The 24,076-nt window shown below is 72.1% G+C and carries 22 protein-coding genes; 4 read left to right on the top strand and 18 right to left on the bottom strand.

The window, feature by feature from the left end; translation table 11 throughout:
* Positions 1–40 precede the first annotated feature (40 nt).
* The 11 genes from ABD350_RS18450 to ABD350_RS18400 form a co-directional block, all read right to left on the bottom strand.
* On the bottom strand, positions 41–535 hold the full coding sequence (locus ABD350_RS18450) for an NUDIX hydrolase (RefSeq protein ID WP_344349300.1): 495 nt from the start codon (positions 533–535) through the stop codon (positions 41–43).
* 139 nt (positions 536–674) lie between these two features.
* Complete coding sequence (gene lepB / locus ABD350_RS18445; RefSeq protein WP_344349236.1) at positions 675–1,457, bottom strand: signal peptidase I; 783 nt, start codon at positions 1,455–1,457, stop codon at positions 675–677.
* Positions 1,458–1,575: 118 nt separating this feature from the next.
* Positions 1,576–2,625 (bottom strand): signal peptidase I, encoded by a 1,050-nt coding sequence (lepB, locus tag ABD350_RS18440; RefSeq protein WP_344349234.1) that lies wholly within the window; start codon positions 2,623–2,625, stop codon positions 1,576–1,578.
* On the bottom strand, positions 2,516–3,595 hold the full coding sequence (gene lepB, locus ABD350_RS18435; RefSeq protein ID WP_344349233.1) for a signal peptidase I: 1,080 nt from the start codon (positions 3,593–3,595) through the stop codon (positions 2,516–2,518). Before lepB (ABD350_RS18435) ends, lepB (ABD350_RS18440) begins: the two co-directional genes overlap by 110 nt.
* Entirely contained in the window at positions 3,588–4,289 is a 702-nt protein-coding gene (lepB, locus tag ABD350_RS18430) for a signal peptidase I (RefSeq protein ID WP_344349232.1), read from the bottom strand. Before lepB (ABD350_RS18430) ends, lepB (ABD350_RS18435) begins: the two co-directional genes overlap by 8 nt.
* Positions 4,290–4,334: 45 nt before the next feature.
* The gene (gene rplS / locus ABD350_RS18425; protein WP_030612790.1) at positions 4,335–4,685 is read right to left on the bottom strand and encodes a 50S ribosomal protein L19; all 351 of its coding nucleotides are present in this window, start codon (positions 4,683–4,685) and stop codon (positions 4,335–4,337) included.
* 136 nt (positions 4,686–4,821) lie between these two features.
* Positions 4,822–5,655, bottom strand: coding sequence for a tRNA (guanosine(37)-N1)-methyltransferase TrmD (gene trmD, locus ABD350_RS18420; RefSeq protein ID WP_344349231.1), 834 nt, complete (start codon positions 5,653–5,655; stop codon positions 4,822–4,824).
* Positions 5,652–6,197: a ribosome maturation factor RimM gene (gene rimM, locus ABD350_RS18415; protein ID WP_344349230.1), complete on the bottom strand. Its 546-nt coding sequence runs from the start codon at positions 6,195–6,197 to the stop codon at positions 5,652–5,654. The genes trmD and rimM overlap by 4 nt, the downstream gene beginning before the upstream one ends.
* Positions 6,198–6,279: 82 nt before the next feature.
* Positions 6,280–6,519, bottom strand: a complete 240-nt coding sequence (locus ABD350_RS18410) for an RNA-binding protein (RefSeq protein ID WP_030612780.1) — start codon at positions 6,517–6,519, stop codon at positions 6,280–6,282.
* A gap of 5 nt (positions 6,520–6,524) precedes the next feature.
* A complete protein-coding gene (gene rpsP / locus ABD350_RS18405; RefSeq protein WP_030785131.1) occupies positions 6,525–6,944 on the bottom strand; it encodes a 30S ribosomal protein S16 in 420 nt (139 codons plus the stop codon).
* A gap of 377 nt (positions 6,945–7,321) precedes the next feature.
* A complete protein-coding gene (locus ABD350_RS18400; protein ID WP_030785132.1) occupies positions 7,322–7,924 on the bottom strand; it encodes a hypothetical protein in 603 nt (200 codons plus the stop codon).
* A 531-nt stretch (positions 7,925–8,455) separates the two neighbouring features.
* Here ABD350_RS18400 and ABD350_RS18395 point away from each other — a divergent pair.
* Positions 8,456–9,298: an SAM-dependent methyltransferase gene (locus ABD350_RS18395; protein WP_344349229.1), complete on the top strand. Its 843-nt coding sequence runs from the start codon at positions 8,456–8,458 to the stop codon at positions 9,296–9,298.
* On the opposite strand, the gene ftsH is transcribed toward ABD350_RS18395, so the two are convergent.
* From ftsH to nsdA, 6 genes are all read right to left on the bottom strand, one after another.
* The gene (gene ftsH, locus ABD350_RS18390) at positions 9,295–11,235 is read right to left on the bottom strand and encodes an ATP-dependent zinc metalloprotease FtsH (protein WP_344349228.1); all 1,941 of its coding nucleotides are present in this window, start codon (positions 11,233–11,235) and stop codon (positions 9,295–9,297) included. The genes ABD350_RS18395 and ftsH overlap by 4 nt on opposite strands.
* 109 nt (positions 11,236–11,344) lie before the next feature.
* Positions 11,345–12,898, bottom strand: a complete 1,554-nt coding sequence (ffh, locus tag ABD350_RS18385; protein ID WP_344349227.1) for a signal recognition particle protein — start codon at positions 12,896–12,898, stop codon at positions 11,345–11,347.
* An 84-nt stretch (positions 12,899–12,982) separates the two neighbouring features.
* Positions 12,983–15,436, bottom strand: a complete 2,454-nt coding sequence (locus ABD350_RS18380; protein WP_344349226.1) for a [protein-PII] uridylyltransferase — start codon at positions 15,434–15,436, stop codon at positions 12,983–12,985.
* A gap of 28 nt (positions 15,437–15,464) precedes the next feature.
* Positions 15,465–15,803 (bottom strand): P-II family nitrogen regulator, encoded by a 339-nt coding sequence (locus ABD350_RS18375; protein WP_030612756.1) that lies wholly within the window; start codon positions 15,801–15,803, stop codon positions 15,465–15,467.
* Positions 15,800–17,137, bottom strand: a complete 1,338-nt coding sequence (locus ABD350_RS18370; protein WP_344349225.1) for an ammonium transporter — start codon at positions 17,135–17,137, stop codon at positions 15,800–15,802. The genes ABD350_RS18375 and ABD350_RS18370 overlap by 4 nt, the downstream gene beginning before the upstream one ends.
* 340 nt (positions 17,138–17,477) lie before the next feature.
* Positions 17,478–18,956 carry a transcriptional repressor NsdA gene (gene nsdA, locus ABD350_RS18365; protein WP_344349224.1) on the bottom strand — a complete coding sequence of 493 codons (1,479 nt, stop codon included), beginning with the start codon at positions 18,954–18,956 and terminating at the stop codon, positions 17,478–17,480.
* Positions 18,957–19,413: 457 nt separating this feature from the next.
* Between nsdA and ABD350_RS18360 the strand changes: the two genes are divergently transcribed.
* Positions 19,414–20,070 (top strand): bifunctional DNA primase/polymerase, encoded by a 657-nt coding sequence (locus tag ABD350_RS18360; RefSeq protein WP_344349223.1) that lies wholly within the window; start codon positions 19,414–19,416, stop codon positions 20,068–20,070.
* A 121-nt stretch (positions 20,071–20,191) separates the two neighbouring features.
* On the opposite strand, the gene ftsY is transcribed toward ABD350_RS18360, so the two are convergent.
* Entirely contained in the window at positions 20,192–21,397 is a 1,206-nt protein-coding gene (gene ftsY, locus ABD350_RS18355; RefSeq protein ID WP_344349222.1) for a signal recognition particle-docking protein FtsY, read from the bottom strand.
* A 170-nt stretch (positions 21,398–21,567) separates the two neighbouring features.
* Here ftsY and ABD350_RS18350 point away from each other — a divergent pair, with 170 nt between their 5' ends.
* Both ABD350_RS18350 and ABD350_RS18345 read left to right on the top strand, forming a co-directional pair.
* Complete coding sequence (locus tag ABD350_RS18350) at positions 21,568–23,019, top strand: cytosine permease (protein WP_344349221.1); 1,452 nt, start codon at positions 21,568–21,570, stop codon at positions 23,017–23,019.
* An 81-nt stretch (positions 23,020–23,100) separates the two neighbouring features.
* A complete protein-coding gene (locus ABD350_RS18345; RefSeq protein WP_344349220.1) occupies positions 23,101–24,069 on the top strand; it encodes an LLM class flavin-dependent oxidoreductase in 969 nt (322 codons plus the stop codon).
* The last annotated feature ends 7 nt before the right edge of the window (positions 24,070–24,076 follow it).

Here is a 24,076-nt window from a genome sequence, read left to right as displayed (position 1 = left end):
GCCGTGCGATCCCACCATTGTGCGCCAGTCCGACGATCCCTCAGACGATTTCCGTGTCGAGGGTCACGGGCCTGGCGGGGGGACCTTCGACGAGCAGCGTGCGCAGCAGCTCGGCGAGTCTGGTCGGATACACCGTCTCATGCGCCCGGGTCAGTTCCGCACACGTCCACCAGCGCGCTCCGGCGACGCTGCGCCGTTCCAGCTCCGTCAGCCCCGTCGCCGCGGTGGCCGTCTGGCTGGTGCGGGCCAGGTAGTACCACTCGTCCTGGTCCCAGCGGCGGCCCGCGAACGGGAACGAGCACCGCCGCCGCCAGAGCACCGGGCCCAGTTCGACGTCGGTGATGCCGGTCTCCTCCGCGAGTTCCCGCAGCGCGGCCTCCTCGCGCGTCTCGGTGCCCTCCAGCCCGCCGCCGGGCGTGAACCACCAGTCGTCGTCCGGGTCGTCGGGCTCATGGCCGTGCAGGAGGAGGATGCGATCCTGGGGGTCCAGCAGCACCACCCGCGCCACCTTGCGCGGGCCGCCCGCGCCTTCCACGTACGGCGGCCCCTCGCCCTCGTACGGCCCCTCGCTCTCGTACGGCTCCGTACCCTCGTACGGCCCCGCACCGTCGTACGGCTTCCGGCTCGCGTCCGGCCGTTCGTCCTCCCGCGGCTCCCCCGCCGGCCGTGTCGTCTCAGCGGGCACCGGCGGTCTCCGGACGGGGCGTGGCGGTGCGGGAGCGGCCGAGGCGGGCCGCGATCGGGCCGTAGGCGCCGCCGCCGAGGATCAGGACCGCGCCGGCCACGACCAGCACCTGGATCGTGCGCAGCGGACCCGGCTGGGAGAGGGCGCCCAGCGTCTCGAAGCCGGTGGGGCGCTTGAGCATGCCCTTCCAGGGCCAGACGACGGCGTCCACGCGGGCCGAGACGGCGTCGCGGGAGACGGTGCCCCGCGCCGCCTCGGTGAGGTGGGCGGTGGAGTCCAGCGAACCCTGGCGTTCGTCGCCGAGGAGGAAGAGCCGGCCCTCGGGGACGGTCACCGTGCCGAAGCCCTTCAGCTCGGCCAGGCTGCCCTCGGGCAGATAGGCCTCCTCGATCGGCTTGCCGTCGACGGTCAGCTTGCCGTCGGTGCAGCAGGAGACGGTGTCCCCGCCCACGGCGACCACGCGCTTGACCACCTTGGAGTTGGCGACCCAGTTCTTGTCCTCGAAGACGACCACGTCACCGCGGCGCACCTCGTCACCGTCGACCCGCTGGGCCAGCACCCGGTCGCCGGCGGCGATGGTGGGCGACATGGAGCTGGTCGGGACGGTGTACGGCCGGTAGACCAGCGCCGCCCACGCGAAGCCGCCGAGGAACATCACCAGTCCCAGTGCCACCGCCAGTCCGGACAGCCGCTGCCCGAGCCGGCCGCCGCCGGCCCGTGCCGTACCGCTGCCGCCCGGCGGGGCCGTACGCGTCACGCTCTCGCCACCCATGGCCCCGCACCCTACCCGGCGGTACCGGGCGGGGGCAGCCCCGCAGGCCCCGCAGCCTCTCCACGGCGACCGGGGCCGCCGGGAGAGCCGGCCGGGCCGGGCGGGGCCGGCCGAGGGGTCACAGGTCGCCGGCGGACGCGTTCCCGGCGGGGGTCGCGGCGGGGCCGGCCGCGGTCGCCGTCGTCCGCTGCGGGGCCGCCGCCCCGCGCCCGTTCCGCCGTCGGCGCCACAGCGCCACCGGCAGCACCCCGGCGACGGCCAGGCCCTGCGGGGCGGCCGTCAGGGACGCGGCGGCGGCGGACTGCCGGTCGAGGCCGGGCTGGTCGAAGGTGTCCGGGACGGGCAGGGTGCCCCAGCGGTTGATGGGCCAGGCCTTGACGATCGCGCGGCCGACGACCTTGTCCACGGGAACCATGCCGTGGTTCCTGTCGGACTGGTTGTAGCGCGAGTCACGGGAGTTCTGGCGGTGGTCGCCCATCACCCAGATGTAGCCCTGGGGCACCTTCACCTTGAACTGGCCGCCCTGGTCGTCCACGCTGCACGGCGTGTTGCCCGGGTAGACGTACGGCTCGTCCAGCGCCTTGCCGTTGACCTTCAGCGGGCCGCTGTTCTTGCACTCGACCGTGTCGCCACCGACTCCGACCACGCGCTTGATCAGGTCCTTCTCCTCCGCCGAGGGCATCAGGCCGATCCAGCTGAGGACCTTCTGCACCGGGTTCGGGGTAGGCGTCGGCTCGCCCGCCAGCCAGTTGTCCGGGTCGTGGAAGACGACGACCTCGCCGCGCTCGGGCTCGGAGCCGAACCACGGGGTGAGCTTGTCGACCAGGACGCGGTCGCCCTGCTGGAGGGTGTTCTGCATCGAGTCGGACGGGATCGAGAACGCCTGCACCAGGAACGTCTTGATCAGCAGCGCCAGGACCAGCGCGATGCCGACCAGGATCGGCAGCTCCTTCCAGAAGGAGCGCGACTGCCTGGGCGGCCGCGCCCCCGTGACCGACGCCGCGGTCCCGGCGCGCGGCTCGCCCTCCGGCGTGCCGTCGCCGCCGTCCGCCCGGTCGTCACCGGAGTTCATGGCGCCGTCCGGGACGGGAACGTCCGGTGCCCCGGGGTGCCCGCGGTGCTCCTCGCCGTCGTGCCCCGACCGTGCGCCAACCGCAACATCCCCCACGCCAACTCCTCACTCTGTGCCGCTGCCTGCCCCACACACTGCGCAGGCCCACCACTCCCATAACGAGCGGGAGTTCCGCAGGGGTCGCAAGCCGTGTCATTCCATTCCGATTCTCCGGGGCAACCCTATGCGACACCCGGGGAGCGGCGGCGGTCCCCGGCGCCGAGTCGGTGACGCTTGCGAAGGTTTTAGGTTCCGAAAGGCGCGTCCAGTGGCCGACCGGCCAGCCGATGACCATGGCCCGGCCCACCACCGAGTCCACGGAGACCGTGCCGCCGTAGGGGGTGTCCTGGTGGGAGCGGGAGTCCGCGGAGTTGCCCCGGTGGTCGCCCATGACCCACAGCCGGCCCTCGGGGACGGTGATGTCGAAGGGCGTGTCGGACGGCTGGTCCCCCGGATAGAGGTAGTCGCCCTCGGTGAGCGGTACGCCGTTGACGGTGACGCGGCCCTGGGCGTCACAGCACTTCACGTGGTCGCCGCCGACCCCGATGACCCGTTTGATCAGGTCTTTCTCGTTGTCGGACGGCAGCAGGCCGATGAAGCCGAGCCCTTCCTTGAGCTGCTTGAGGACGACCGGGTCGCTCTTCTTGGCGGGCTGCTCGTCCTGGAGCCAGCCGCCCGGGTCGTGGAAGACGACGACGTCCCCGCGCTCCGGTTCGGCGCCGAACCAGGGGGTGAGCTTGTCGACCAGCACCCGGTCGCCGATCCGGATGGTCTGCTCCATGGACCCGGACGGGATGACGAACGCCTGGACGAGGAAGGTCTTCAGGACGAGCGCGATGAGGACGGCGACGCCCACCAGGAGAGGGATCTCCCGGACGGCCGAGCGTCTGCGCTTGCGCTTGACCTTGCGCTGGAGTCTGCGACGCTCCGCGCGGGTGCGGCCGCCGCCGGGCGCGGAGGCGCGGCGGGCCCCGGTGGGCAGCAGATCGCCGGCGGGCGCCCGGCGGGGCTTGCCGCGGTTACCCATGGCCGCCCTCCGCCGGGGCGTCGGGCACCCGCGCGTAGGCGGCCGGCCGGGTCAGATGGGTCCAGTGGCGGTACGGCCACAGGATCCAGTCGGCCCGGCCGATGACGTCCCCGACGGGGATCATGCCGCCGCCGGGCGAGCCGAGGTGGTCGCGGGAGTCGCTGGAGTCGCTGCGGTGGTCGCCGAGGACGAACAGCCGGCCCGGGGGGACGGCGACGTCGAAGGGCACGCCGGAGGCGCTGTCCCCCGGGTAGAGGAACGCGGTCTCGTCGACCGGGTGGCCGTTCACCTCGATCCTCCCCCGCTTGTCGCAGCAGACCACATGGTCTCCCCCTACCCCGACGACCCGCTTGACGTAGTCGGCGTCCCCGAAATACCCGGTTCCGTCGAACACGATCACGTCACCGCGGCGCGGCTGGGCTCCGAAACGGTATGCCAGCTTGTTCACCAGGACCCGGTCCCCGATCCGCAGCCCCTGCTCCATGGATCCGCTCGGGATCTGGAAGGGCTGTACCACGAAGGCGTTGAGGACCAGCAGGAACGCCAGGCCGGTGAGGAGGGCGAGGGTGAGCCGGCCGCCCGGGAGCCGGTCGGCGAGCCGGGCCGCCCATGCGAAACGCGACCGGCCCTCCACCCCCGCAGGACGGGGGTGGGAGGAGCGGTCGCGCTCGGTCGGCTGTGCTTCGGTGTCCATCGGGGCCAGATGCTATCCGGCCCCGCTGTGACCCCGGCAGAGCACTCAGCTCTCGCGCTTCTCCTTGATCTTCGCGGCCTTGCCGCGCAGCTCACGGAGGTAGTACAGCTTGGCGCGGCGCACGTCACCACGGGTGACCAGCTCGATCTTCTCGACGATCGGGGTGTGCACCGGGAAGGTGCGCTCGACGCCGACGGAGAACGAGACCTTGCGGACCGTGAAGGTCTCGCGGACACCGGAGCCCTGGCGGCGGATCACAACGCCCTTGAACTGCTGCACACGGGAGCGGTTGCCCTCGATGACGCGGACGTGGACGTTGACGGTGTCACCCGGGCGGAAGGCCGGGATGTCGCTGCGCAGCGACGCGGAGTCGACGGAGTCGAGCAGGTGAGACATTTCGTCTGCTTTCTTCGCTGATGCCACAGGTCATCAACGGAAACTAGGTGGTTCCAGGAGGACTGCCGTGCGGATCGGGGCGGGCGTCGTGTCCCCCTGTGGCAGGGGCGCCGCCCGACGGACGCACAACAGCGGCCTATTCTTCCACGCCGCCGGCGCGGCGCCAAAATCGGCCGTACGGCTCCCCGCCCGGATCCGGTTCCCAGCCCAGGATGGAGAGCATCTCGCGGTCCTTCTTGTCGAAGGCCTTGGGGTCGCAGCGCTCGATCAGGTCGGGCCGGTTGGCGGTCGTGCGCTTCAGTGCCTCGTCGCGGCGCCAGCGGGCGATCTTCCCGTGGTGACCGCTGAGCAGCACCTCGGGGATGTCCCGGCCGCGCCAGACGGGCGGCTTGGTGTAGACGGGGCCTTCCAGGAGGCTTGCCATCGCGCCGGGGGCGAAGGAGTCGTCGCGGTGGGACTCGGCGTTGCCGAGGACGCCGGGCAGCAGCCGGGCGACGGCCTCCGTGACGACCAGGACGGCCGCCTCGCCGCCGGCCAGGACGTAGTCGCCGATGGAGACCTCGTAGACGGGGAGGCGGGTGGCGTACTCGTCCATGACGCGCCGGTCGATGCCCTCGTAGCGGGCCGGTGTGAAGATCAGCCAGGGGCGTTCGGACAGTTCGACGGCCAGTTCCTGGGTGAAGCGGCGGCCGCTGGGCGTGGGCACGATCAGCGCGGGGGCCTGGGCGCCGGACTCGTAGCCGTCGGCGAGGACCGTGTCGAGGGCCTCGCCCCAGGGATCGGTCTTCATGACCATGCCGGGGCCGCCGCCGTACGGCGTGTCGTCCACCGTGTTGTGCCGGTCGTACGTCCAGCCGCGCAGGTCGTGCACGTGGACGTTCAGCTGCCCGCGCGCGCGTGCCTTGCCGACCAGGGAGACGTTCAGCGGTTCCAGGTACTCGGGGAAGATCGTGACGACGTCGAGCCTCATGCGTCCTCGTCCCTGGACGAGGCGATCTCGGCACGGTCGTCGATCAGGCCCGGCGGCGGCGCGATGACCGCCCGCTGTTCGGCCAGGTCGATCTCGGTGACGATCTCCTCCACGAACGGGATCAGCACCTCGCTGCCGTCCGGGCGCTCCACGATGAACAGGTCCTGCGTGGGCAGGTGGGAGATCTCGGTGATCCGTCCGACCTCCGTGCCGTCCTCGGTGACCACGTCCAGGTCGATCAGCTGATGGTCGTAGTACTCGTCCTCGCCCTCGGGCAGTTCCTCCGGATCCACCTCGGCGATCAGCAGGGTGTTGCGCAGGGCCTCGGCCGCGGTGCGGTCGGTGACGCCCTCGAAGCGCAGCAGGAGGCGGCCGCTGTGCACCCGCCCCGTCTCGATGGTCAGCGGTCCCGCGGAAGCGGGCTCCGTGGCGAGGACGGCGCCGGGGCCGAGCCTCAGCTCCGGCTCGTCGGTACGTACCTCGACGGTGACCTCGCCCTTGACTCCATGGGCACGGCCGATCCGTGCGACTACCAGCTGCACCTGTCCAAATCTCCTGTCATACGACTGCGGGCCGGGGACGGCCCAGTGGCCCTCCCCGGCCCGAGCCGGTTGCGATGAAGCGTCAGCGGACGTCGTCCACGTCGACCAGGTCGACGCGGACACCGCGACCGCCGATGGCGCCCACGACGGTACGCAGGGCGCGCGCGGTGCGGCCGTTGCGACCGATCACCTTGCCGAGGTCGTCCGGGTGGACCCGGACCTCCAGCACGCGTCCGCGGCGCAGGTTGCGCGAGGCGACCTGCACATCGTCAGGGTTGTCGACGATGCCCTTCACGAGGTGCTCAAGCGCCTCTTCGAGCATGCTGCTCAGGCCTCGGTCGACTCGGACTCAGCCGCGGCCTCGTCCTTCTTCTCAGCCTTCTTCTTCTGGGTGATCGCCTCACCCTTGCCCTCGTCGTCACCGCCGAGGGCCTCGAACGACGGACGGGCCGGCTTGGGCTCGGCGACGAGCAGCGGCGCGGGGGCCGGCTCGCCCTTGAACTTCTGCCAGTCGCCGGTCTTCTTGAGGATGGCGAGCACGGGCTCGGTCGGCTGCGCGCCGACACCCAGCCAGTACGCCACGCGCTCGGCGTCCACCTCGATGACCGACGGGTTGTAGGTCGGGTGGTACTTGCCGATCTCCTCGATGGCCCGGCCGTCACGGCGGGTACGGGAGTCGGCGACGACGATGCGGTAGTGAGGCGAACGGATCTTGCCCAGACGCTTCAGCTTGATCTTGACTGCCACGGGAGTGGGTTCTCCTGGAATTGACGTGGTTGGGCACGGCGAGACGCCGCGTGGGGTTGCGGTACCCGAGTGCCCGATGGACGCGTCAGCCGGAGGAGAGAGGGGTCCTATGCGACTGTCGAGTACAGCTAGCCATTCTGCCATACCCCGCGGGCCGCTTCCGGCCCAGGGTTCGGCAGGCGGACTCCTGCACGCTCGATCGGCACCCGGCGCGGAGGTGAGGTGCGTCGGGTGCGCGGCTCGGCGCCGCGAGGTGCCGCCACGCCCGCCCGTGCCGTCCCCGCGGCACGACCACCCGCAGCGACGGTGATCACAGCGGCGCCCCGGACACGAGGACACGTCGGCAGCCACGAGATGCCGGTATCCGTGTGCCGCGCCTACGCCGCCCCCATGACCTCCGGGATTCTGAACGGCTTGCCGCAGCCGCCGCAGACGATGGGGGCCTGGGCGAGGACCGACGGGACGACCCGGACGTTGCGCCCGCAGTCGCACACCGCCTTGACGCGGACGCCGCCGCCGGAGGAGCCGTGCCGGGCGGCCGGACCCCGGAAGGTGCGGGAGGTGTCGGCGGAGGTGGCGGCCAGGTGGGCCTTCAGCGCGCGCTGCAGCCGCTCGATGGTCGGGCGGTAGCGCCGCTTGGCCTCGGCGTTGAGCGTGACCAGGGAGAAACCGCTGCTCGGGTGCGGCTCCTCGGGATGGTCCAGGCCCAGCTCCTCGGCGATCGCGAGAAACCGACGGTTGTGATAGCGGCCGGCCCGGGAGGTGTCCCGGATACCACGGGCGGCGGCGATGCCGTGGACTGCCTCATGAAGCAGCCGTTCGAAGGAGAGTTCGTGACCACACGCGGACGACGACTCTCCGATCAGGGACTCCGGTGCGGCCAGGTCCGGCAGCTCGGGGTGGTGCCGCTGAATGTCGGCCCACGCCTGCGCCAGCTCTGCGGCGAGAACAGGTGGTGTCTGTGTCTGTGTCGTGCTCACGTAATGACAACGAGCGGGGGTGCCTCTGTGTTCCTATTCCGGGGCATCCCAAATAATTTGCACGTACCCGTCAGTTGCCGCTGATGCGTCCTGACGAGGGCGGGTGCGCTGATCTGCCCAGAAGCGTCACAGCTCGTCGCAAGCCGGTACGTAGTCCGCGCTACGCACCGCCGGTGGGCCCGGAGATCGCAGGGGCCGTCGGCCACCCGGGAGCCGGATCCGGTCGCTCGCGGCCCGCCGTTCCGTCCCCGCCCGCGCGACGTTACCGCCTGCCGCCCCACCGCCCGCCACCGGCCCGCCTCCCCGGCAGGCAGCGGCTCTCCCCCCATGCGCGGCCACCGTACGGCCCGCCAGGTTGCCGGGATGTGAATTCTCGCCACTCCCGCGCCCTGGGCCCAAGCCGGACCCCGCAACCCCTGGACGGCACCGCGGGCCCGGAGTTACCTGGCATACGTGGGAAGTGCGCACGCACGGCACGGGGGCCACGCGACCGAATACAGCGACGAACCGTCGGCGGATTGGGGCGCTTCTATGACATCTACGCTCGTGCGGCAGCACGTGGCTCACGCGGACCCGGCACCCTGCGTGGACCTGAGCGCACGCGCGCGTGACTGGTCCGAGATCCAGGAGCGGATGCTCGTACCGCTCTACGAAGCCGTCTACGACCGGCTCGGCGTGGGCCCCGGAAGCCGGCTGCTGGGTCTGCGCTGCGGGGCCGGGCTCGCCCTGCTGCTGGCGGCCTCCCGGGGTGCATCGGTCACCGGCGTCGACTCCGCCTTCCCGGAACGGCTCGCCCTCGCGCGCGCCCGCCTGCTGCCGGACGGCAGACCCGGTGGCGCGCACACGCGGACGCGCCCGCAGCTCCTCGACGGACCGCCCGCCGAACCGGCCGGCGGTGAGCCGTACACCCTGGTGACCGTCCTCGATCCGGGCGACGCCGACGGGCTCGGCGAGCTGCTCGCCGCCGCCCTGCCGCTGGCCGCGCGCGGGGCCGCCGTGGTGCTGGCCGGCTGGGGGCCGCCCGAACGCTGCGCCACCACCTCGGTACTGCGCACGGCCGCCGGACTGGCCGAGCCGCCGCCCGGCGACCGCGGCTGGCGGCCCGCCCGCCGCGACGATCTGGAGGAGGCCGCCGCCCGGGCCGGGCTGCGGCCCGACGGCTCCGGCCGGGTGGCCTGCCCGTTCGGGTACGCCGACCTGGACAGCGCCGTACGGGGACTGCTCTCGACCGGCCTGTTCGACGCGGCGATCACGGCGACCGACGCCCGGCAGGTCGACAAGGAGCTGACGGAGGCCCTGCACCCGCACCGCCGCCCGGACGGCACCGTGTGGATGCCGAACGTCTTCCGCTACCTGGTCGCCCGGGTCCCCTAGGCGCCGGCGTCCTTGCCCAGGCGGGTGATCCCGGCGATGCGGTACGCGTCCGCCTCCTCCAGCGTCTCGTTCTCCAGCAGGGCGTGCGCGAGCGCGTCGAGCCGCCCCCGGTGGTCGCGCAGCTTGCGGCACGCCTCCGCGTAGCACTCGTCCACGATCCGCCGCATCTCCGTGTCGATCACGTCGAGGGTCTGCGGGGCGGCGGCGAGACCGTAGGCCTGCTGGGCGTCGTTCGGCAGCGCCGACAGCCTGCCCACCCGCTCGCTCATGCCCCAGCGCGACACCATGCCCCGGGCGATGGCGGTGACCTGCTCCAGGTCGCTCTCCGAACCCGTGGTGACCACGCCGTAGACCACCTGCTCGGCCGCCATCCCGCCCAGCGCGCCGATGATCCGGCCGCGCAGGTACTCCTCGGTGAACGCGTACTTGTCCGCATCCGGCGTCGACAGGGTGACGCCCAGCGCCCGGCCGCGCGGCACGATCGTGATCTTGCGCACCGGGTCGGCACCCGGTTGCAGCATGCCCAGCAGCGCGTGCCCGCTCTCGTGGTACGCGGTGCGCCGGCGCTCCTCCTCCGGCATCACCAGCGACCGCTCCGCCCCCAGCTGGACCTTCTCCAGCGCCTCGGACAGATCGGTGCCGGTCACCTGCCGCTGCTTCCGCTTGACCGCGAGCAGCGCGGCCTCGTTGGCCAGGTTCGCCAGCTCCGCGCCCGTCATGCCCGGTGTCGTACGGGCCACCTGCCCGAGATCGACGTCGTCGGCGAGCGGGATGTCCCGGGTGTGGATCCGCAGGATGGCCTCGCGTCCGCCGCGGTCCGGCGGCGAGACCTGCACCACCCGGTCGAAGCGGCCGGGGCGGGTCAGGGCCGGGTCCAGGATGTCGGCGCGGTTGGTGGCCGCGATCACGATCACGCCCTCCGCACCGGAGAAGCCGTCCATCTCGGTGAGGATCTGGTTCAGCGTCTGCTCGCGCTCGTCGTGCCCGCCCATCGACGCGCCGCCGCCGCGCGCCCGCCCGATGGTGTCGATCTCGTCGATGAAGATGATCGACGGCGCGACCTTGCGGGCCTCCGCGAACAGCTCCCGCACCCGGGAGGCGCCCACGCCCACGATCATCTCGATGAACTCGGAGGCCGAGGCGGAGAAGAACGGCACGCCCGCCTCCCCGGCCACCGCCCGCGCCAGCAGCGTCTTGCCGGTGCCCGGCGGGCCCGCGAGCAGCACGCCCCGCGGCATCTTGGCGCCCATCCGGCGGTAGGCGTCGGGGTTCTTCAGGAAGTCGACCACATCGTTCAGCTCGGCCTCGACCTCGTCGATACCGGCCACGTCGGCGAACGTGGTGCGCTTCTCCCCCGGCACCAGTTCCACCGGCTTCGGCGGCGCCTTGCGGCCGAGCATTCCGCCCGCGCCGCCGAGTCCCGCGCTCATCCGCCGCGCGACGAACACCCACACGGCGATCAGCAGCAGCATCGGCGCCAACGAGATCAGCAGGTTGGCGAGAAAGCTGCGGTGCTGGACGACCGGCTCGGCCGTCACATTGACCTTGTGCCGGGTCAGGTCCGCCCACAGGTCGTCGTCCGCGAACGACGGCCGCTCGGTGTTGAACTTGGTGTACCCCCCGCCGCCGTCCGGGTTCTTCCGCTCCTTCTTGAGCTGGCCCTGGATCGAGTCGCCCTTGGCGTAGATCTTGTCGACGTTGCCCGCGTTCACCTGCCTGCTGAACTCGGTGTACGAGATCGTCGGCTCGTTCGCCTGGTCGACGTAGGACAGCACCAGGTTGGCGATCAGGTAGACGACCAGCGCGGTGAGGATCAGCCGCCACCAGCCGCCCCGCATCCCGCGCCCGCCGGGAGGCTGCCGCGGCGGCTCCTCCGGGGCGCCCTCGGTGCGCCAGGGCTGGTCCGGCGACTTGCGCGGCGGAGCGGGGTTGCTCATACCGGGACGGTACGACACCGTCCGGACACCGGCACGCGCAAGGGGCGCTCCTCCGCTGGAGGGGCGCCCCCGACGACGTACGGGCCGGTCCGGAACCGGCGCCACCCGGTCAGCCCATGAACTTCTTGAACTCGTCCGGCAGCTCGAAGTCCTGGCCACCCTGCTGGCCCGGCAGGCCGAACGCGCCGCCGGCCTGCGCGGCGGCCTCACGGCGTTGGGCCTCCTCCAGCTCCTGCTGCTTGCGCTTCATCGGGTTGCCGGAGCGCTGCTTGCCCTTGGCCTTCTTCTGCTGCTTCTTCTGCCGGCCGGGGCCGCCGCCCATGCCCGGGATCCCCGGCATGCCCGGCATGCCGCCGCCCTGGGCCATGCGGGACATCATCTTGCGGGCCTCGAAGAACCGCTCGACCAGGCCCTTGACCGCGCTGACGTCGACACCGGAACCCTTGGCGATACGGGCGCGGCGCGAGCCGTTGATGATCGTCGGGTCCTGGCGCTCGGCCGGGGTCATGGACTTGATGATCGCGGCGGTGCGGTCGACGTCCCGCTCGTCCAGGTTGGCGATCTGGTCCTTGATCTGGCCCATGCCGGGGAGCATGCCGAGCAGCTTGCTGATGCTGCCCATCTTCCTGACCTGCTCCATCTGGGACAGGAAGTCGTCCAGGGTGAAGTCCTGGCCCTTCTTGGACGCCAGCTTGGAGGCCATCTTGGCGGCCTCTTCCTGGCTGAAGGTCTTCTCCGCCTGCTCGATCAGGGTGAGCAGGTCACCCATGTCGAGGATGCGGGAGGCCATCCGGTCCGGGTGGAAGGCGTCGAAGTCGTCCAGCTTCTCGCCGTTCGACGCGAACATGATCGGCTTGCCGGTGATCTGCCGGATGGACAGCGCGGCACCACCGCGGGCGTCGCCGTCGAGCTTGGAGAGCACCACGCCGTCGAAGCCCACGCCGTCGCGGAAGGCCTCGGCGGTGTTGACGGCGTCCTGACCGATCATGGCGTCGACGACGAAGAGGATCTCGTCGGGGCTGACCGCGTCCCGGATGTCCGCGGCCTGCTGCATCATCTCGGCGTCGATACCGAGGCGGCCGGCGGTGTCCACGATCACGATGTCGTGCACACGGGTCTTCGCGAACTCGATGGAGTCCTTGGCGACCTTCACCGGGTCACCGACGCCGTTGCCCGGCTCGGGGGCGTAGACGGCGACACCGGCGCGCTCGGCGACGACGCTGAGCTGGTTCACGGCGTTCGGGCGCTGGAGGTCGCAGGCGACCAGCAGCGGGGAGTGCCCCTGCTCCTTGAGCCACCGGCCGAGCTTGCCGGCGAGGGTGGTCTTACCGGCACCCTGGAGACCGGCCAGCATGATGACGGTGGGCGGCTGCTTGGCGAAGCGGAGCCGCCGGGTCTCGCCGCCGAGGATCTCCACCAGCTCGTCGTTGACGATCTTGATGAACTGCTGCGCCGGGTTGAGGGCCTTGGAGATCTCGACCCCGAGCGCCCGCTCCTTGACGTTCTTGACGAACGCGCGGACGACGGGGAGGGCCACGTCGGCTTCGAGAAGCGCGATACGGATCTCACGTGCCGTGGCGTCGATGTCCGCTTCGCTCAGCCGGCCCTTCCCGCGCAGGTTCTTGAAAGTCGCTGACAGGCGATCGGAGAGAGTGTCGAACACGGCGCTCGCGGTCCTCGGGGTCGGTGGCGGTCTGACAGGAATCGCCCTCCAGGGTATCCCGGCGCCGTGGGCACCGGGGCAGGGTCACCCGCGCAATGTTTCCTCCAGCACCCGCGCCAGTGATCCCGCGTCCTGCGTGGGCAGGGGCGCGCCCGTGCCCGTCGTGACGTAGAAGGCGTCCACCGCGTTCGCCCCCAGTGTCGACACGTGCATGCTCCGCACCCGTACGCCCGCCTTCTCCAGGGCCGTGCCGATGCGGTGGAGCAGGCCGGGCGCGTCCTGGGCGCGGACCTCGATCACCGTGGCGTGGCGGGAGGCCGCCGGGGCCACGGTGACCCGGGGCGGCGGGGCGGTCCAGCCGCGCCGGCGGGGGTAGGCCGCGTCGCGTTCGGCGAGGCGGCCGGCGATGTCCAGGGAGCCGTCGAGGGCGCGGACGAGGTCGGTGCGCAGCCGGGCCGCCTGGGGCAGGGAGCCGTACTCGGCGGCCACCCGCCAGTCGAGCAGGAGGACCGTGCCGTCGTCGTCCACGTCGTCCGGCAGGCGCAGGGCGCGCAGTTCCGCCGTGCGGACGGTGAGGCGGTGCACGGCGAGGACCCCGGCGACGGCGGGCAGGACGCCCGGCTGGTCGGGGACGGCGATGAGCAGTTCGACGCCCAGGGGTTCCGGTTCGCCGGGCGGCGGCTGCGCGCCGGGCACGGGTTCGGTCTGGGCGCGCAGGGCGAGGACCGGGCCGCCGGTGCGGAAGGCCTCCATGGCGAGGCGTTCCTGCTCGGCGGTGGGCGCGGCGGGTTCGGGCTCGTCGGGGGCGGCCCCGGCGAGGACCCCGGAGACGCGCCGGACCAGGTCGGCGACGAGGGAGCCGCGCCAGGAGGACCAGGCGGCCGGGCCGGTGGCGAGGGCGTCCGCCTCGGTGAGGGCGTGCAGCAGTTCCAGGGTGCTCTGGGTGCCGGCCGCGTCGGCGACGAGGCGGACGGTGGCGGGGTCGTCCAGGTCGCGGCGGGTGGCGGTCTCGACGAGCAGCAGGTGGTGGCGGACCAGCGTGGCCAGCACGGCGGTGTCGGCGTGGTCGAAGCCGATGCGCGCGGCGACGTCCTTGGCGATGATCTCGCCGGCCACCGAGTGGTCGCCGGGCCAGCCCTTGCCGATGTCGTGCAGCAGGGCGGCGACCAGGAGCAGGTCGGGGCGGCCGACCCGGCGGGTGAGTGCGGAGGCGCGCACGGCGGTCTCGATGAGGTGCCGGTCGACCGTCCAGATGTGGACGGCGTTGCGCTGGGGGCGGCAGCGGACCCGTTCCCAGTCGGGCAGCAGGCGGGCGATCAGGCCCTCGGCCTCCAGTGCCTCCCAGACCTCGACGGTCGGGCGGCCGGAGCCGAGCAGGGTGACCAGTTGTTCGCGGGCCTCGGCGGGCCAGGGCGTGGGCAGGGGGCGCGCGGTGGCGGCCATGCGCCGGACGGCGTGCGGGGAGAGCGGGAGGCCGGCCTGCGCGGCGGCGGCAGCGGCGCGCAGCGGAAGGACGGGGTCGCGGTCGGGGCGCGCGGTGCGGGCGAGCACCACTTCGCCGTCCTGTTCCACCACCCCCTCGGCCAGCGGCGAGCGTTCGGTGGCCGGCCGGCCGCCGATCAGGGCGCGCAGGCGGGGCCGCGCGGCGCGTGAGCGCAGGACGCGCCCCACTTCGCGCCAGGTGACATCACCGGCGTAGGCGATGACGCGGGCGGCTTCGTAGACCCTGCGCAACAGGATGTCGGCGTCCAGCAGGCCCAGCCCGGCGGCCACCTGGTCCTGTTCCTGGAGGGCGAGCCGGTCGGTGGCGCGGCCGGTGGCCAGGTGGAGGGCGTCGCGGACGTCGAGCAGGTGGCGGCGGGCGTCGGCCAGTCCCTCGCGCGGGGCGTCGGCGAGCCAGGAGGCGGCTACGGCGCGCAGCGCGGTGGCGTCGCGCAGGCCGCCGCGGGCCTCCTTGAGGTCGGGTTCGAGCAGGTAGCGCAGTTCGCCCTGGCGGGCGGCGCGCTCGGCGCACAGTTCGTGGAGTTCGGGCAGGCGCTTGGGCGCCTGGTTGCGCCAGTCGGTGAGCACGGCGGTGCGCAGGCCGGCGGTCAGGGCGGTGTCGCCGGCCAGGTGGCGGGCGTCCAGCAGACCGAGGTGGACCTTCAGGTCCTCGGCGGCGGTGCCGCGGGCCTCGGCGGGGGTGCGCACGGAGTGGTCGAGCGAGAGGCCGAGGTCCCAGACGGGGTACCAGATGCGGTCGGCGAGGGCGGCGACGGCGCCGGGGTCCGAGCCGTCGTGCAGCAGGACGAGGTCCAGGTCGCTGCGCGGGGACAGTTCCCCGCGGCCGTAGCCGCCGACGGCGACGAGGGAGACGCCCTTCGCCGGGACGGCCGCCGCGCGGAACAGCCCGGCGAGCCAGTCGTCGGTCAGTCCGGCGAGGGCGGAACGGCGCGGCGGCCCGGACCGCGCGTCCCCGGTGAGGAGGCGCAGCCGGGCCGCCGCGTAGCCGCCGGATGCCGAATCCGCCGTCCCTGTGTGCGTGTCCGTGCCCGTCACCGGCGGCTCCTCTTTCTGTCGGTCCTGGTCAGAGTGCGTCCGGGCCGCGCTCGCCGGTGCGGACGCGGACGGCGGTCTCCACCGGCAGGGACCACACCTTGCCGTCCCCGATCTTGCCGGTGCGGGCGGCCTTGACGATGACCTCGATCAGCTGCTCGGCGTCGTCGTCCTCGGCCAGTACCTCCACGCGGACCTTGGGGACGAGGTCGACGGTGTACTCGGCGCCGCGGTAGACCTCGGTGTGGCCGCGCTGCCGGCCGTAGCCGCTGGCCTCGGTGACGGTGAGTCCGTGCACGCCGAAGGCCTGGAGGGCTTCCTTGATCTCGTCGAGCCGATGGGGCTTGACGACTGCGGTGATGAGCTTCATGCGTCCACCTTCCGGGTCTGCGCGGCGGCCAGGGCAGCGGCGGCGGTCCCGGCGACGCCGCCGCCCGCTCCGCTGAAGTCGTATGCGGTCTCGGCGTGTTCGGCCTGGTCGATGCCGGAGATCTCCTCGTCCTCGGTGACCCGCATGCCGAGGGTCTTGTCGAGGAGGAAGGCGAGGACGGCGGAGGCGACCAGGGAGTAGGCGAGGACCGCGAAGACGCCCGCGCACTGCTTCCACAGCTGGTCGAAGCCGTGGTCGCCGTAGAAGACGCCGGTGGCGGTGGACTGGCCCTTGCCGGTGGCGAAGAAGCCGACGAGCAGGGAGCCGAGGATGCCGCCGACCAGGTGGACGCCGACGACGTCGAGGGAGTCGTCGTAGCCGAACCGGAACTTCAGCCCGACGGCCGCGGCGCAGGCGACGCCGGCGATGGCGCCGACGGCGATCGCGCCGAGCGGGGAGACCGCGCCGCCGGCGGGGGTGATGGCGACCAGGCCGGCGACCGCGCCGGAGGCGGCGCCGAGCGTGGTGCAGGCGCCGTGCCGGATCTTCTCGTAGCCGAGCCAGGCCAGCATCGCGGCGGCGGTGGCGACCTGCGTGTTGACGAACATCAGCGCGCCCACGCCGTCGTCGTTGCCGAGCCAGGAGCCGGCGTTGAAGCCGAACCAGCCGAACCAGAGCAGTCCGGCGCCCAGCATGACCAGCGGGAGGCTGTGCGGGCGCATCGGGTCCCGTTTGAAGCCGACGCGCTTGCCGATGACGAGGATGACACCGAGCGCCGCCGCACCGGCGTTGATGTGGACCGCCGTACCGCCCGCGAAGTCGATCACGCCCAGCTTGAAGGCCCAGCCGTCGGAGGCCCAGACCCAGTGGGCGACGGGGAGGTAGACGAGGGTGGCCCACAGGGCGACGAAGAGGGCCCAGGCGGAGAACTTGACCCGGTCGGCGAGGGCGCCGCTGATCAGGGCCGGGGTGAGGATGGCGAACATCAGCTGGAAGACCATGAAGACGAAGACCGGGATGGTGTAGCCGTCCCAGAGTTCGGTGAGGCCGATGTCGCTGAGGCCGATCCAGTCGGCGTTGTAGCCGATCAGGCTGTTGCCGTTGCCGAAGGCGAGGGAGAAGCCGTAGAGCACCCACAGGATGGTGACGATCCCGAGGCTGATGAAGCTCATCATCAGCATGTTCAGGGTGCTCTTGACGCGGACCATGCCTCCGTAGAAGAAGGCCAGGGCCGGGGTCATGAGCATCACCAGGGCGGAACAGATGAGCATGAAGCCTGTGTTGGCGGACGACAGTCTGGGCGCGTCCGCCGCAAGCATGATGGCTGGTGCCATCGGCGTCTCCTCGTCGATTGGTACGGCCCCGTGCGGGCGGTGCCTGAGCGGTCCGGTCGGGTGAGGGGTGGGCCGGTTGTGCGCCACGAGACTCGCGCAGCGCGGTTTCGGTGGAAGCCCCTCGTTGTTTCGCCGGGGTGACGAAGGCGCCCTGTGTGTTACGCGTCGATGAAACGGCAGATGCCGGGCCGCGCCCGTCGTTATCGTGGCGCAACCTTCCGCGGGGTGTCCCCGTGGGGGAACGGACCGGCCGCGGCGGTCCTCTCGATGACCTGGCATGGGGGAGCCGAGTCGGGCGGTTCGGGAGGACCGGCCGCGGCCGGGGCCTGGGGTGCCGGGGTCAGCCTGCTTCGGCCGCCTCCGGCAGGTCGGCGGCGAGTTTTTCGGAGAGGTCGAGCACGGTGGCCAGCTCGCCGTAGTCGCGTACGGCCGTGCCGACCGTCTTGCGGATGCGGGTGTTCACCCGTTCGGAGCGGACCTTCTTGGCGATGTCCAGGGCCTTCGCCGCGTACTCCGTGCTGCGCTCGGGCTCGCGCTGGAGCAGGTGCACGGAGGCCATGCCGATGAGGTTGAGCGCGTACGACCGCTGGTGGTCGGAGTCCTTGGCGAACAGTTCCACGGCACGCCGCATGAGCGGTTCGGCGAGGGAGGCGTAGCTGGGGCTGCGGCCGGCATTGTAGGCGAGGTCGCGGAAGGAGTGGGAGTTCTCCGCGTACAGCTCGGCCTCGGAGAAGAAGCGGATCCAGTCGGGGTCCGGCTCGTCCCACTCGTCGGCCTCGGCGAAGGTGTCCTCGGCCAGGCGGACGGCGCGCTTGGTCTTCCCGGGCTGGCCCATGTTGGCGTAGGCGCGGGCCTCCATCGCATACAGCATGGCCTGGGTGCGCGGGCCGGCGCAGTCGCGGCTGCCGTACTGGGCGAGGTGGATCAGCTCCAGGGCGTCGTCGGGCCGGCCCAGATGGATCATCTGGCGGCTCATGCTGGAGAGCACATAGGACCCGAGCGGCTTGTCACCGGCCTCCTTGGCCGCGTGCAGGGCGAGCACGAAGTACTTCTGCGCGGTGGGCTGGAGGCCGACGTCGTACGACATCCAGCCGGCGAGCTGGGACAGTTCGGCGGCGATCTGGAACAGCTTGCGGGTGGTGGCCTCGGGCTGGGGTTCCTGGAGCAGGTCGGTGACCTCGTGCAGCTGGCCGACGACCGCCTTGCGGCGCAGTCCGCCGCCGCACTGGGCGTCCCACTTGCGGAACATGCGGGTGGTGGACTCCAGCAGGTCCAGCTCGGGCCGGGAGATCCGGCCCGGCCTGCGGGAGTCGAGCACGGGGGCGGGTGCGGCAGGGGCCGGGGAGCCGGGGGTGGGCACGAGCCAGCGCTGCATGGGCTCGATCAGGGAGGGGCCGGCGGACAGGGCGAGGGAGGTGCCGAGGAAACCGCGCCGGGCGAGCATCAGGTCGCTGCGGGAGAACTCGCCGAGCAGGGCGACCGTCTGCGGGCCGGTCCAGGGCAGGTCGACCCCGGAGGCGGCGGGCGACTGCCGGGCGGTGCGCAGTCCGAGATCCTCGACGGAGACCACGCAGCCGAAGCGCTCGGAGAACAGCTCGGACAGGATGCGCGGGATCGGTTCCCGCGGATTCTCCCCGTCGAGCCAGCGGCGCACCCGCGAGGTGTCGGTCGAGATGTGGTTGGCCCCCAACTGGCGTGCCCTGCGGTTCACCTGCCGGGCCAGCTCGCCCTTGGACCAGCCGCTGCGCACGAACCACGAGCCGAGCAGCTCGTTGGGGCGCTTTTCCGCGCTCGTACCGCTACCGCCGTTGCCGCCCACTGGGATGCCCCCAATTCCTGAGACCACTTGTCACCTAGTGCGCCAAGCCTTATCAGAATGCCGGTAAATAACGCCTCCTGTCCGGTGGTTCTCACCCTTCGAACGGCTTGACGGCTTGCCTCCGGCATACCCGCGGATGCATGCGCCCCCGTGTACTCACACACTCAGAGTAATCTCGCGATCACCCTCCAGTCCCGGGCGTCCCGGAAACGCCACCATTCGCCACCCCTTCGAATGAACACACGATTGACTCCGCGCGCTGTACTTACGGGGGACGGGCGGAAGCCGGCGGAGTGATGCACTCAGGGGCGCACGGAGCCTGATGTGCCACCCGGCACGCTTCAAGGCGCCGCATTGGCCCCATCACCACGCGGGCAGGCGGAGCCGTAGCGTTACGTTCCGCTTCCGTCTCGTTCCGTGTCGTAACCACCGGCGCGCAGGACCCGTTGGAGGGGGCATGGGCTTCACGATCGGCGGCATCCGCGAGATCCGCGCCGGCACGCGTCGGCGCGGGCGCCTGGCGGAGTGCACCACCGTCGCCGAGTTCACCGGACTGTGGGGCTGGGACGTGGTGCCGGGGGCACGGGCCGCGGGGGGCGCCTGCTCGTGCGGGCGGACCGACTGCGCGGCGCCGGGCGCGCATCCGCTGGAGTTCGCGCCCCCGGTGCCGGCGGGGGCCACGCTGGACGAGGTGAGCAAGGCCTGGTCCGAGTTCCCCGGCGCCTCCGTGATGCTGCCGGTCGGCCAGGCGTTCGACGTCCTGGAGGTGTCGGAGCCCGCCGGCCTCCTCGCCCTGGTCCGTCTGGAGCGGATGGGGCTGCCCCTGGGCCCGGTCACCGCCACCCCGGACGGCCGCGCCCACTTCTTCGTCGCCCCCGGCGCCGCCGCCGACCTGCCCGGGCTGCTGTACCGCATGGGCTGGGACGACCCGGCCGCGCTGGACCTGCGCGGCCTCGGCCCGGGGACGCACATCACCGCCCCGCCCTCCGACCGGGGCGGCCTGGGCCCGGTGCGCTGGCTGCGCCCGCCGGCGCTGGACTCGGCGACGCGACCGCCGGCGGCCCGGCTGCTGCTGGGGGCGCTGGCTTATGTGGCGCACCGGTCGCGGCCGTAGCCCCTCCCCTGGACATGGCAGAGCCCCGGTCCCCGCCGCAACCGGGACCGGGGCTTCTCGCGCCGGACCACCCCGTAACGTTCCGGGGTGATACAAAGGGCGCAACAAACGGCGCGGCTACTCAGTCGTCGATCAACGCGTCCACGAACGCCTCCGGCTCGAACGGCGCGAGATCGTCCGCGCCCTCGCCGAGCCCGACCAGCTTGACCGGCACGCCCAGCTCGCGCTGGACGGCGACCACGATGCCGCCCTTGGCCGTGCCGTCCAGCTTGGTCAGCACGATGCCGGTGATGTCCACGACCTCGGCGAAGACCCGGGCCTGCACCAGGCCGTTCTGGCCGGTGGTGGCGTCCAGGACGAGCAGCACCTCGTCCAGCGGCGCGTGCTTCTCCACCACGCGCTTGACCTTGCCCAGCTCGTCCATGAGGCCGGTCTTGGTGTGCAGGCGCCCGGCGGTGTCGATCAGCACCACATCGACGCCCATCTCCTTGCCTTCCTTCACCGCGTCGAAGGCGACGGAGGCGGGGTCGCCGGCCTCGGGGCCGCGCACGGTGTGGGCGCCGACGCGCTCGCCCCAGGTCTGGAGCTGGTCGGCGGCGGCGGCGCGGAAGGTGTCGGCGGCGCCGAGCACGACGGTGCGGCCGTCGGCGACGAGCACCCGGGCGAGCTTGCCGGTGGTGGTGGTCTTGCCGGTGCCGTTGACGCCGACGACCATGACGATGCCGGGCTTGCGGCCCTCGGGCTCGGTCTTCACCGTGCGGTCGACCTCGGTGCCGACCAGCTTGAGGAGTTCCTCGCGGAGCAGACCGCGCAGTTCGTCGGGGGTGCGGGTGCCGAGCACCTTGACGCGTTCGCGCAGCCGCTCGACCAGTTCCTGGGTGGGCTGCACGCCGACGTCGGCGGTGAGCAGCGTGTCCTCGATCTCCTCCCAGGTGTCCTCGTCCAGGTGCTCGCGGGAGAGCAGGGTCAGCAGGCCCTTGCCCAGGGCGTTCTGCGAGCGGGACAGGCGGGCGCGCAGCCGGACGAGCCGGCCCGCGGTGGGCTCCGGGACCTCGATCTCGATCTCGGGAGCCTCGGCGACGGGGGGCTCCTCGACGACGACCGCGGGGCCGCCCGGGAGATCCACCTCCTCGATCGTCCGGCGCGGTTCGTCGCGCGGCGTCTCGGCCTCTTCGCCGACATGCGGCTCGGCCGGGGGCGCGGTGATGTCGGGCGCCTTCGGGGGCGGCGGGGGCAGCGGCTTCCGGCGCCGGCTGCCCACGATCAGCCCGCCGAGCGCGCCGAGCACGACCACGGCGATGACTACAGCAAGGATGACGGTTTCCATAACCCGACCAGTATCGGCCATGGGGTCCGCGAGAACCCCGTTTGTGACTTCCTCCGAGAGACAAAGGCCACTTAACACGAGGACTCGGAGCAAAGTACGATGGTGACACCTCTATCCACGCGCGTAGAGTCCCCACGTCACCTTGTCCCCCCATGTCAGGCACCTCTTCCATGAGCAAATCCGCCGAGACCGAAGGCGCTCTCGAAACCCGCGGTATCGAGCAGGTCCCCGACGCCGAGCGCACCGCGCGTCCGCGGCAGCTGTTCCCCACCTGGGTCGGCGCGAACATCAGCGTCCTGCTGCTGACGATGGGCGCGAGCCTCGTCGTCGCCTACCACCTGAACTTCTGGCAGGCCCTGATCGTCGCCGTGGCCGCGCCGATCGTGTCGTACGGCCTCGTCGGCCTGATCGGCATCGCCGGCAAGCGGGGCGGCGCGCCCGGCATGGCGCTGTCGCGCGCGGTCTTCGGGCAGCGCGGCAATCTGCTGCCCGGTTCGCTGATCTGGGTCGCGCGCTGGGGCTGGGAGACGATCAACGCGGTGACCGGCGCGTACGCGATGCTCACCATCCTGGACATCCTGTTCGGCATCAAGGCGAACAGCGTGCTGGACATGGTGACGCTGCTGGCGTTCGTCGTGGCGACCTTCGCGATCTCCGGGCTCGGCATCAACGCCGTGCAGAAGTGCAACAAGTACGCGACCTATTTCTTCGGCGTCTTCTCGGTGCTGGTGCTGGGCTACCTGGTGGTGGACACCGACTGGTCGAAGGTGATGGACCACAGCGCCGGTTCCACGGCCTCGGTGATCACCGGCGTCGGCATGATCGCGGCGGGCGGCGTCAGCTGGATCCCGTCCGCCCCGGACTTCACCCGCTATCTGCCGCGCACGGCGTCCTCGAAGGCGATCGTGGGGACGGCGGTGGGCGGCGCCGGTGTCGTCGTGCTGCCGATGGTGCTGATGGGCGCGGTGATGGCGGTCTCCACCCCGGACCTGGCCTCGGCCAGCGACCCGGTGTCCTTCCTGGGCGAGATCCTGCCGACGTGGATCGCGGTGCCGTACCTGTTCATCGCGCTGATCGGCATGCTGCTGATCAACTCGATGTCGATGTACTCGGCGGGCTTCACGGCGCAGACCCTCGGCATCAAGGTGCCGCGGCACTGGGCGGTCTCGGTGAACGCGGTGATCTCGCTGGTCTTCGGCGGGGTGCTGATGCTGGTGGCGACCAGCTTCATGGGCTCCTTCATCGCCTTCCTGTCGCTGCTGGCGGTCGCCTTCTCCGCGTGGGTCGGCGTGTTCGGCGCGGACATGCTGCGCCGGACCGAGTACGACGGCCGGGCCATGGCCGACACCACCCGCACCAGCGCCTACTGGTACAAGGGCGGCTTCTCCCCCGCGGCCGTGGCCGCCTGGGCGGTCGGCCTGGTGTCGGGCCTGATGTTCACCACCTCCGACTGGTTCACCGGCCCGCTGGCGACGAACAACGTGATCGGGGAGTACGGCCTCGGCTGGGTCGCCACGATCGTGATCTCCGGCGCGCTGTACCTGGTGCTGCCGAAGCCGGCGTCGGCCGCCGAACCGGCGGCCGACGAGGTCGCCGGGCAGCCCGCGGCCTCCGGCGCCTGACCCCGGCCGGCCCCCTGGCCACCTGACGTACCGTCAGCTAACGTCCCCCTCCACCGAGCCGTACCGGAGGGGGACGTTCGCATGCCCGTCACGGTCGTACGTTTCGACCTCGTCGCACCCGGCGCCCCTCCCGACGCCCTGTCCGACCGTTACCGGGCCGCGCTGGGGATGGCCGGCTACGCGGACGAGCACGGGATCACGACCGTGCAGACCGAGGAGCACCACGGCGCGGAGAACAACTGGCTGCCGTCGCCGTTCGTCTTCGCGGGCGCGGTACTCGGGGCCACCCGCCGGATCACGGTGACGGTGTCGGCGGCGATCGGCCCGCTGCACGACCCGCTGCGGCTGGCGGAGGACATCGCCGTGCTGGACCCGCTGGGCGGCGGCCGGGTGGTGACGGTGGCCGGGATCGGCTACCGGCCCGAGGAGTACGCGATGTTCGGCGTCGACTGGCGGCGGCGCGGCCGGCTCCAGGACGAGCTGCTGGAGACGCTGCTGACGGCGTGGACCGGTGAGGAGTTCGCCTACCGGGGCCGCAGGGTACGGCTCACCCCCCGCCCGTACACCCACCCGCATCCCCCGCTGCTGGTCGGCGGCTCCTCCAAGGCCGCCGCGCGCCGGGCCGCCCGGTTCGGCCTGCCGTTCTTCCCGAGCGCGCATCTGCCGGAGCTGGCGGCGTACTACAGGGAGCGGCTCGCCGCGTACGGCACCGAGGGCTGGACGCTGATGCCGGCCGCCGAGACGCCGCTGCTCCATCTCGCCGAGGACCCGGACCGGGCGTGGGCCGAGTACGGCGGGCATCTGCTGCACGAGGCCCGGACCTACGCCTCCTGGCAGACCGACGGGATCCGCTCGGCGGTGCGGTCGGCGGCCACCACGGTGGCGGAGCTGCGCGCCGAGGGCGTGTACCGGATCCTCACCCCGGAGCAGTGCGTGGCGCAGGGCCTGGACACCCTGCTGCACCCGCTGGCGGGCGGCATGCCGGTGGAGGAGGGCTGGCGCAGCCTGCGGCTGTTCGGGGAGCGGGTCGTCCCGGCGCTGGGCGGCTGAGCCAAGC

The sequence above is a fragment of the Streptomyces nogalater genome (genome assembly GCF_039532885.1).
Taxonomy (GTDB): domain Bacteria; phylum Actinomycetota; class Actinomycetes; order Streptomycetales; family Streptomycetaceae; genus Streptomyces; species Streptomyces nogalater.
The sequence above is the reverse complement of the archived record's forward strand: the minus strand, read 5'-3'. Positions and strand labels throughout refer to the sequence as shown.

Coding starts and splice junctions, on each gene's coding strand:
- lepB (WP_344349236.1), bottom strand. CDS start 1,457: ATGGGTGGCGAGAGCGTGACGCGTACGGCCCCGCCGGGCGGCAGCGGT.
- lepB (WP_344349233.1), bottom strand. CDS start 3,595: ATGGGTAACCGCGGCAAGCCCCGCCGGGCGCCCGCCGGCGATCTGCTG.
- lepB (WP_344349232.1), bottom strand. CDS start 4,289: ATGGACACCGAAGCACAGCCGACCGAGCGCGACCGCTCCTCCCACCCC.
- rplS (WP_030612790.1), bottom strand. CDS start 4,685: ATGTCTCACCTGCTCGACTCCGTCGACTCCGCGTCGCTGCGCAGCGAC.
- trmD (WP_344349231.1), bottom strand. CDS start 5,655: ATGAGGCTCGACGTCGTCACGATCTTCCCCGAGTACCTGGAACCGCTG.
- ABD350_RS18410 (WP_030612780.1), bottom strand. CDS start 6,519: ATGCTCGAAGAGGCGCTTGAGCACCTCGTGAAGGGCATCGTCGACAAC.
- ABD350_RS18395 (WP_344349229.1), top strand. CDS start 8,456: ATGACATCTACGCTCGTGCGGCAGCACGTGGCTCACGCGGACCCGGCA.
- ftsH (WP_344349228.1), bottom strand. CDS start 11,235: ATGAGCAACCCCGCTCCGCCGCGCAAGTCGCCGGACCAGCCCTGGCGC.
- ABD350_RS18375 (WP_030612756.1), bottom strand. CDS start 15,803: ATGAAGCTCATCACCGCAGTCGTCAAGCCCCATCGGCTCGACGAGATC.
- ABD350_RS18370 (WP_344349225.1), bottom strand. CDS start 17,137: ATGGCACCAGCCATCATGCTTGCGGCGGACGCGCCCAGACTGTCGTCC.
- ABD350_RS18360 (WP_344349223.1), top strand. CDS start 19,414: ATGGGCTTCACGATCGGCGGCATCCGCGAGATCCGCGCCGGCACGCGT.
- ftsY (WP_344349222.1), bottom strand. CDS start 21,397: ATGGAAACCGTCATCCTTGCTGTAGTCATCGCCGTGGTCGTGCTCGGC.
- ABD350_RS18350 (WP_344349221.1), top strand. CDS start 21,568: ATGAGCAAATCCGCCGAGACCGAAGGCGCTCTCGAAACCCGCGGTATC.
- ABD350_RS18345 (WP_344349220.1), top strand. CDS start 23,101: ATGCCCGTCACGGTCGTACGTTTCGACCTCGTCGCACCCGGCGCCCCT.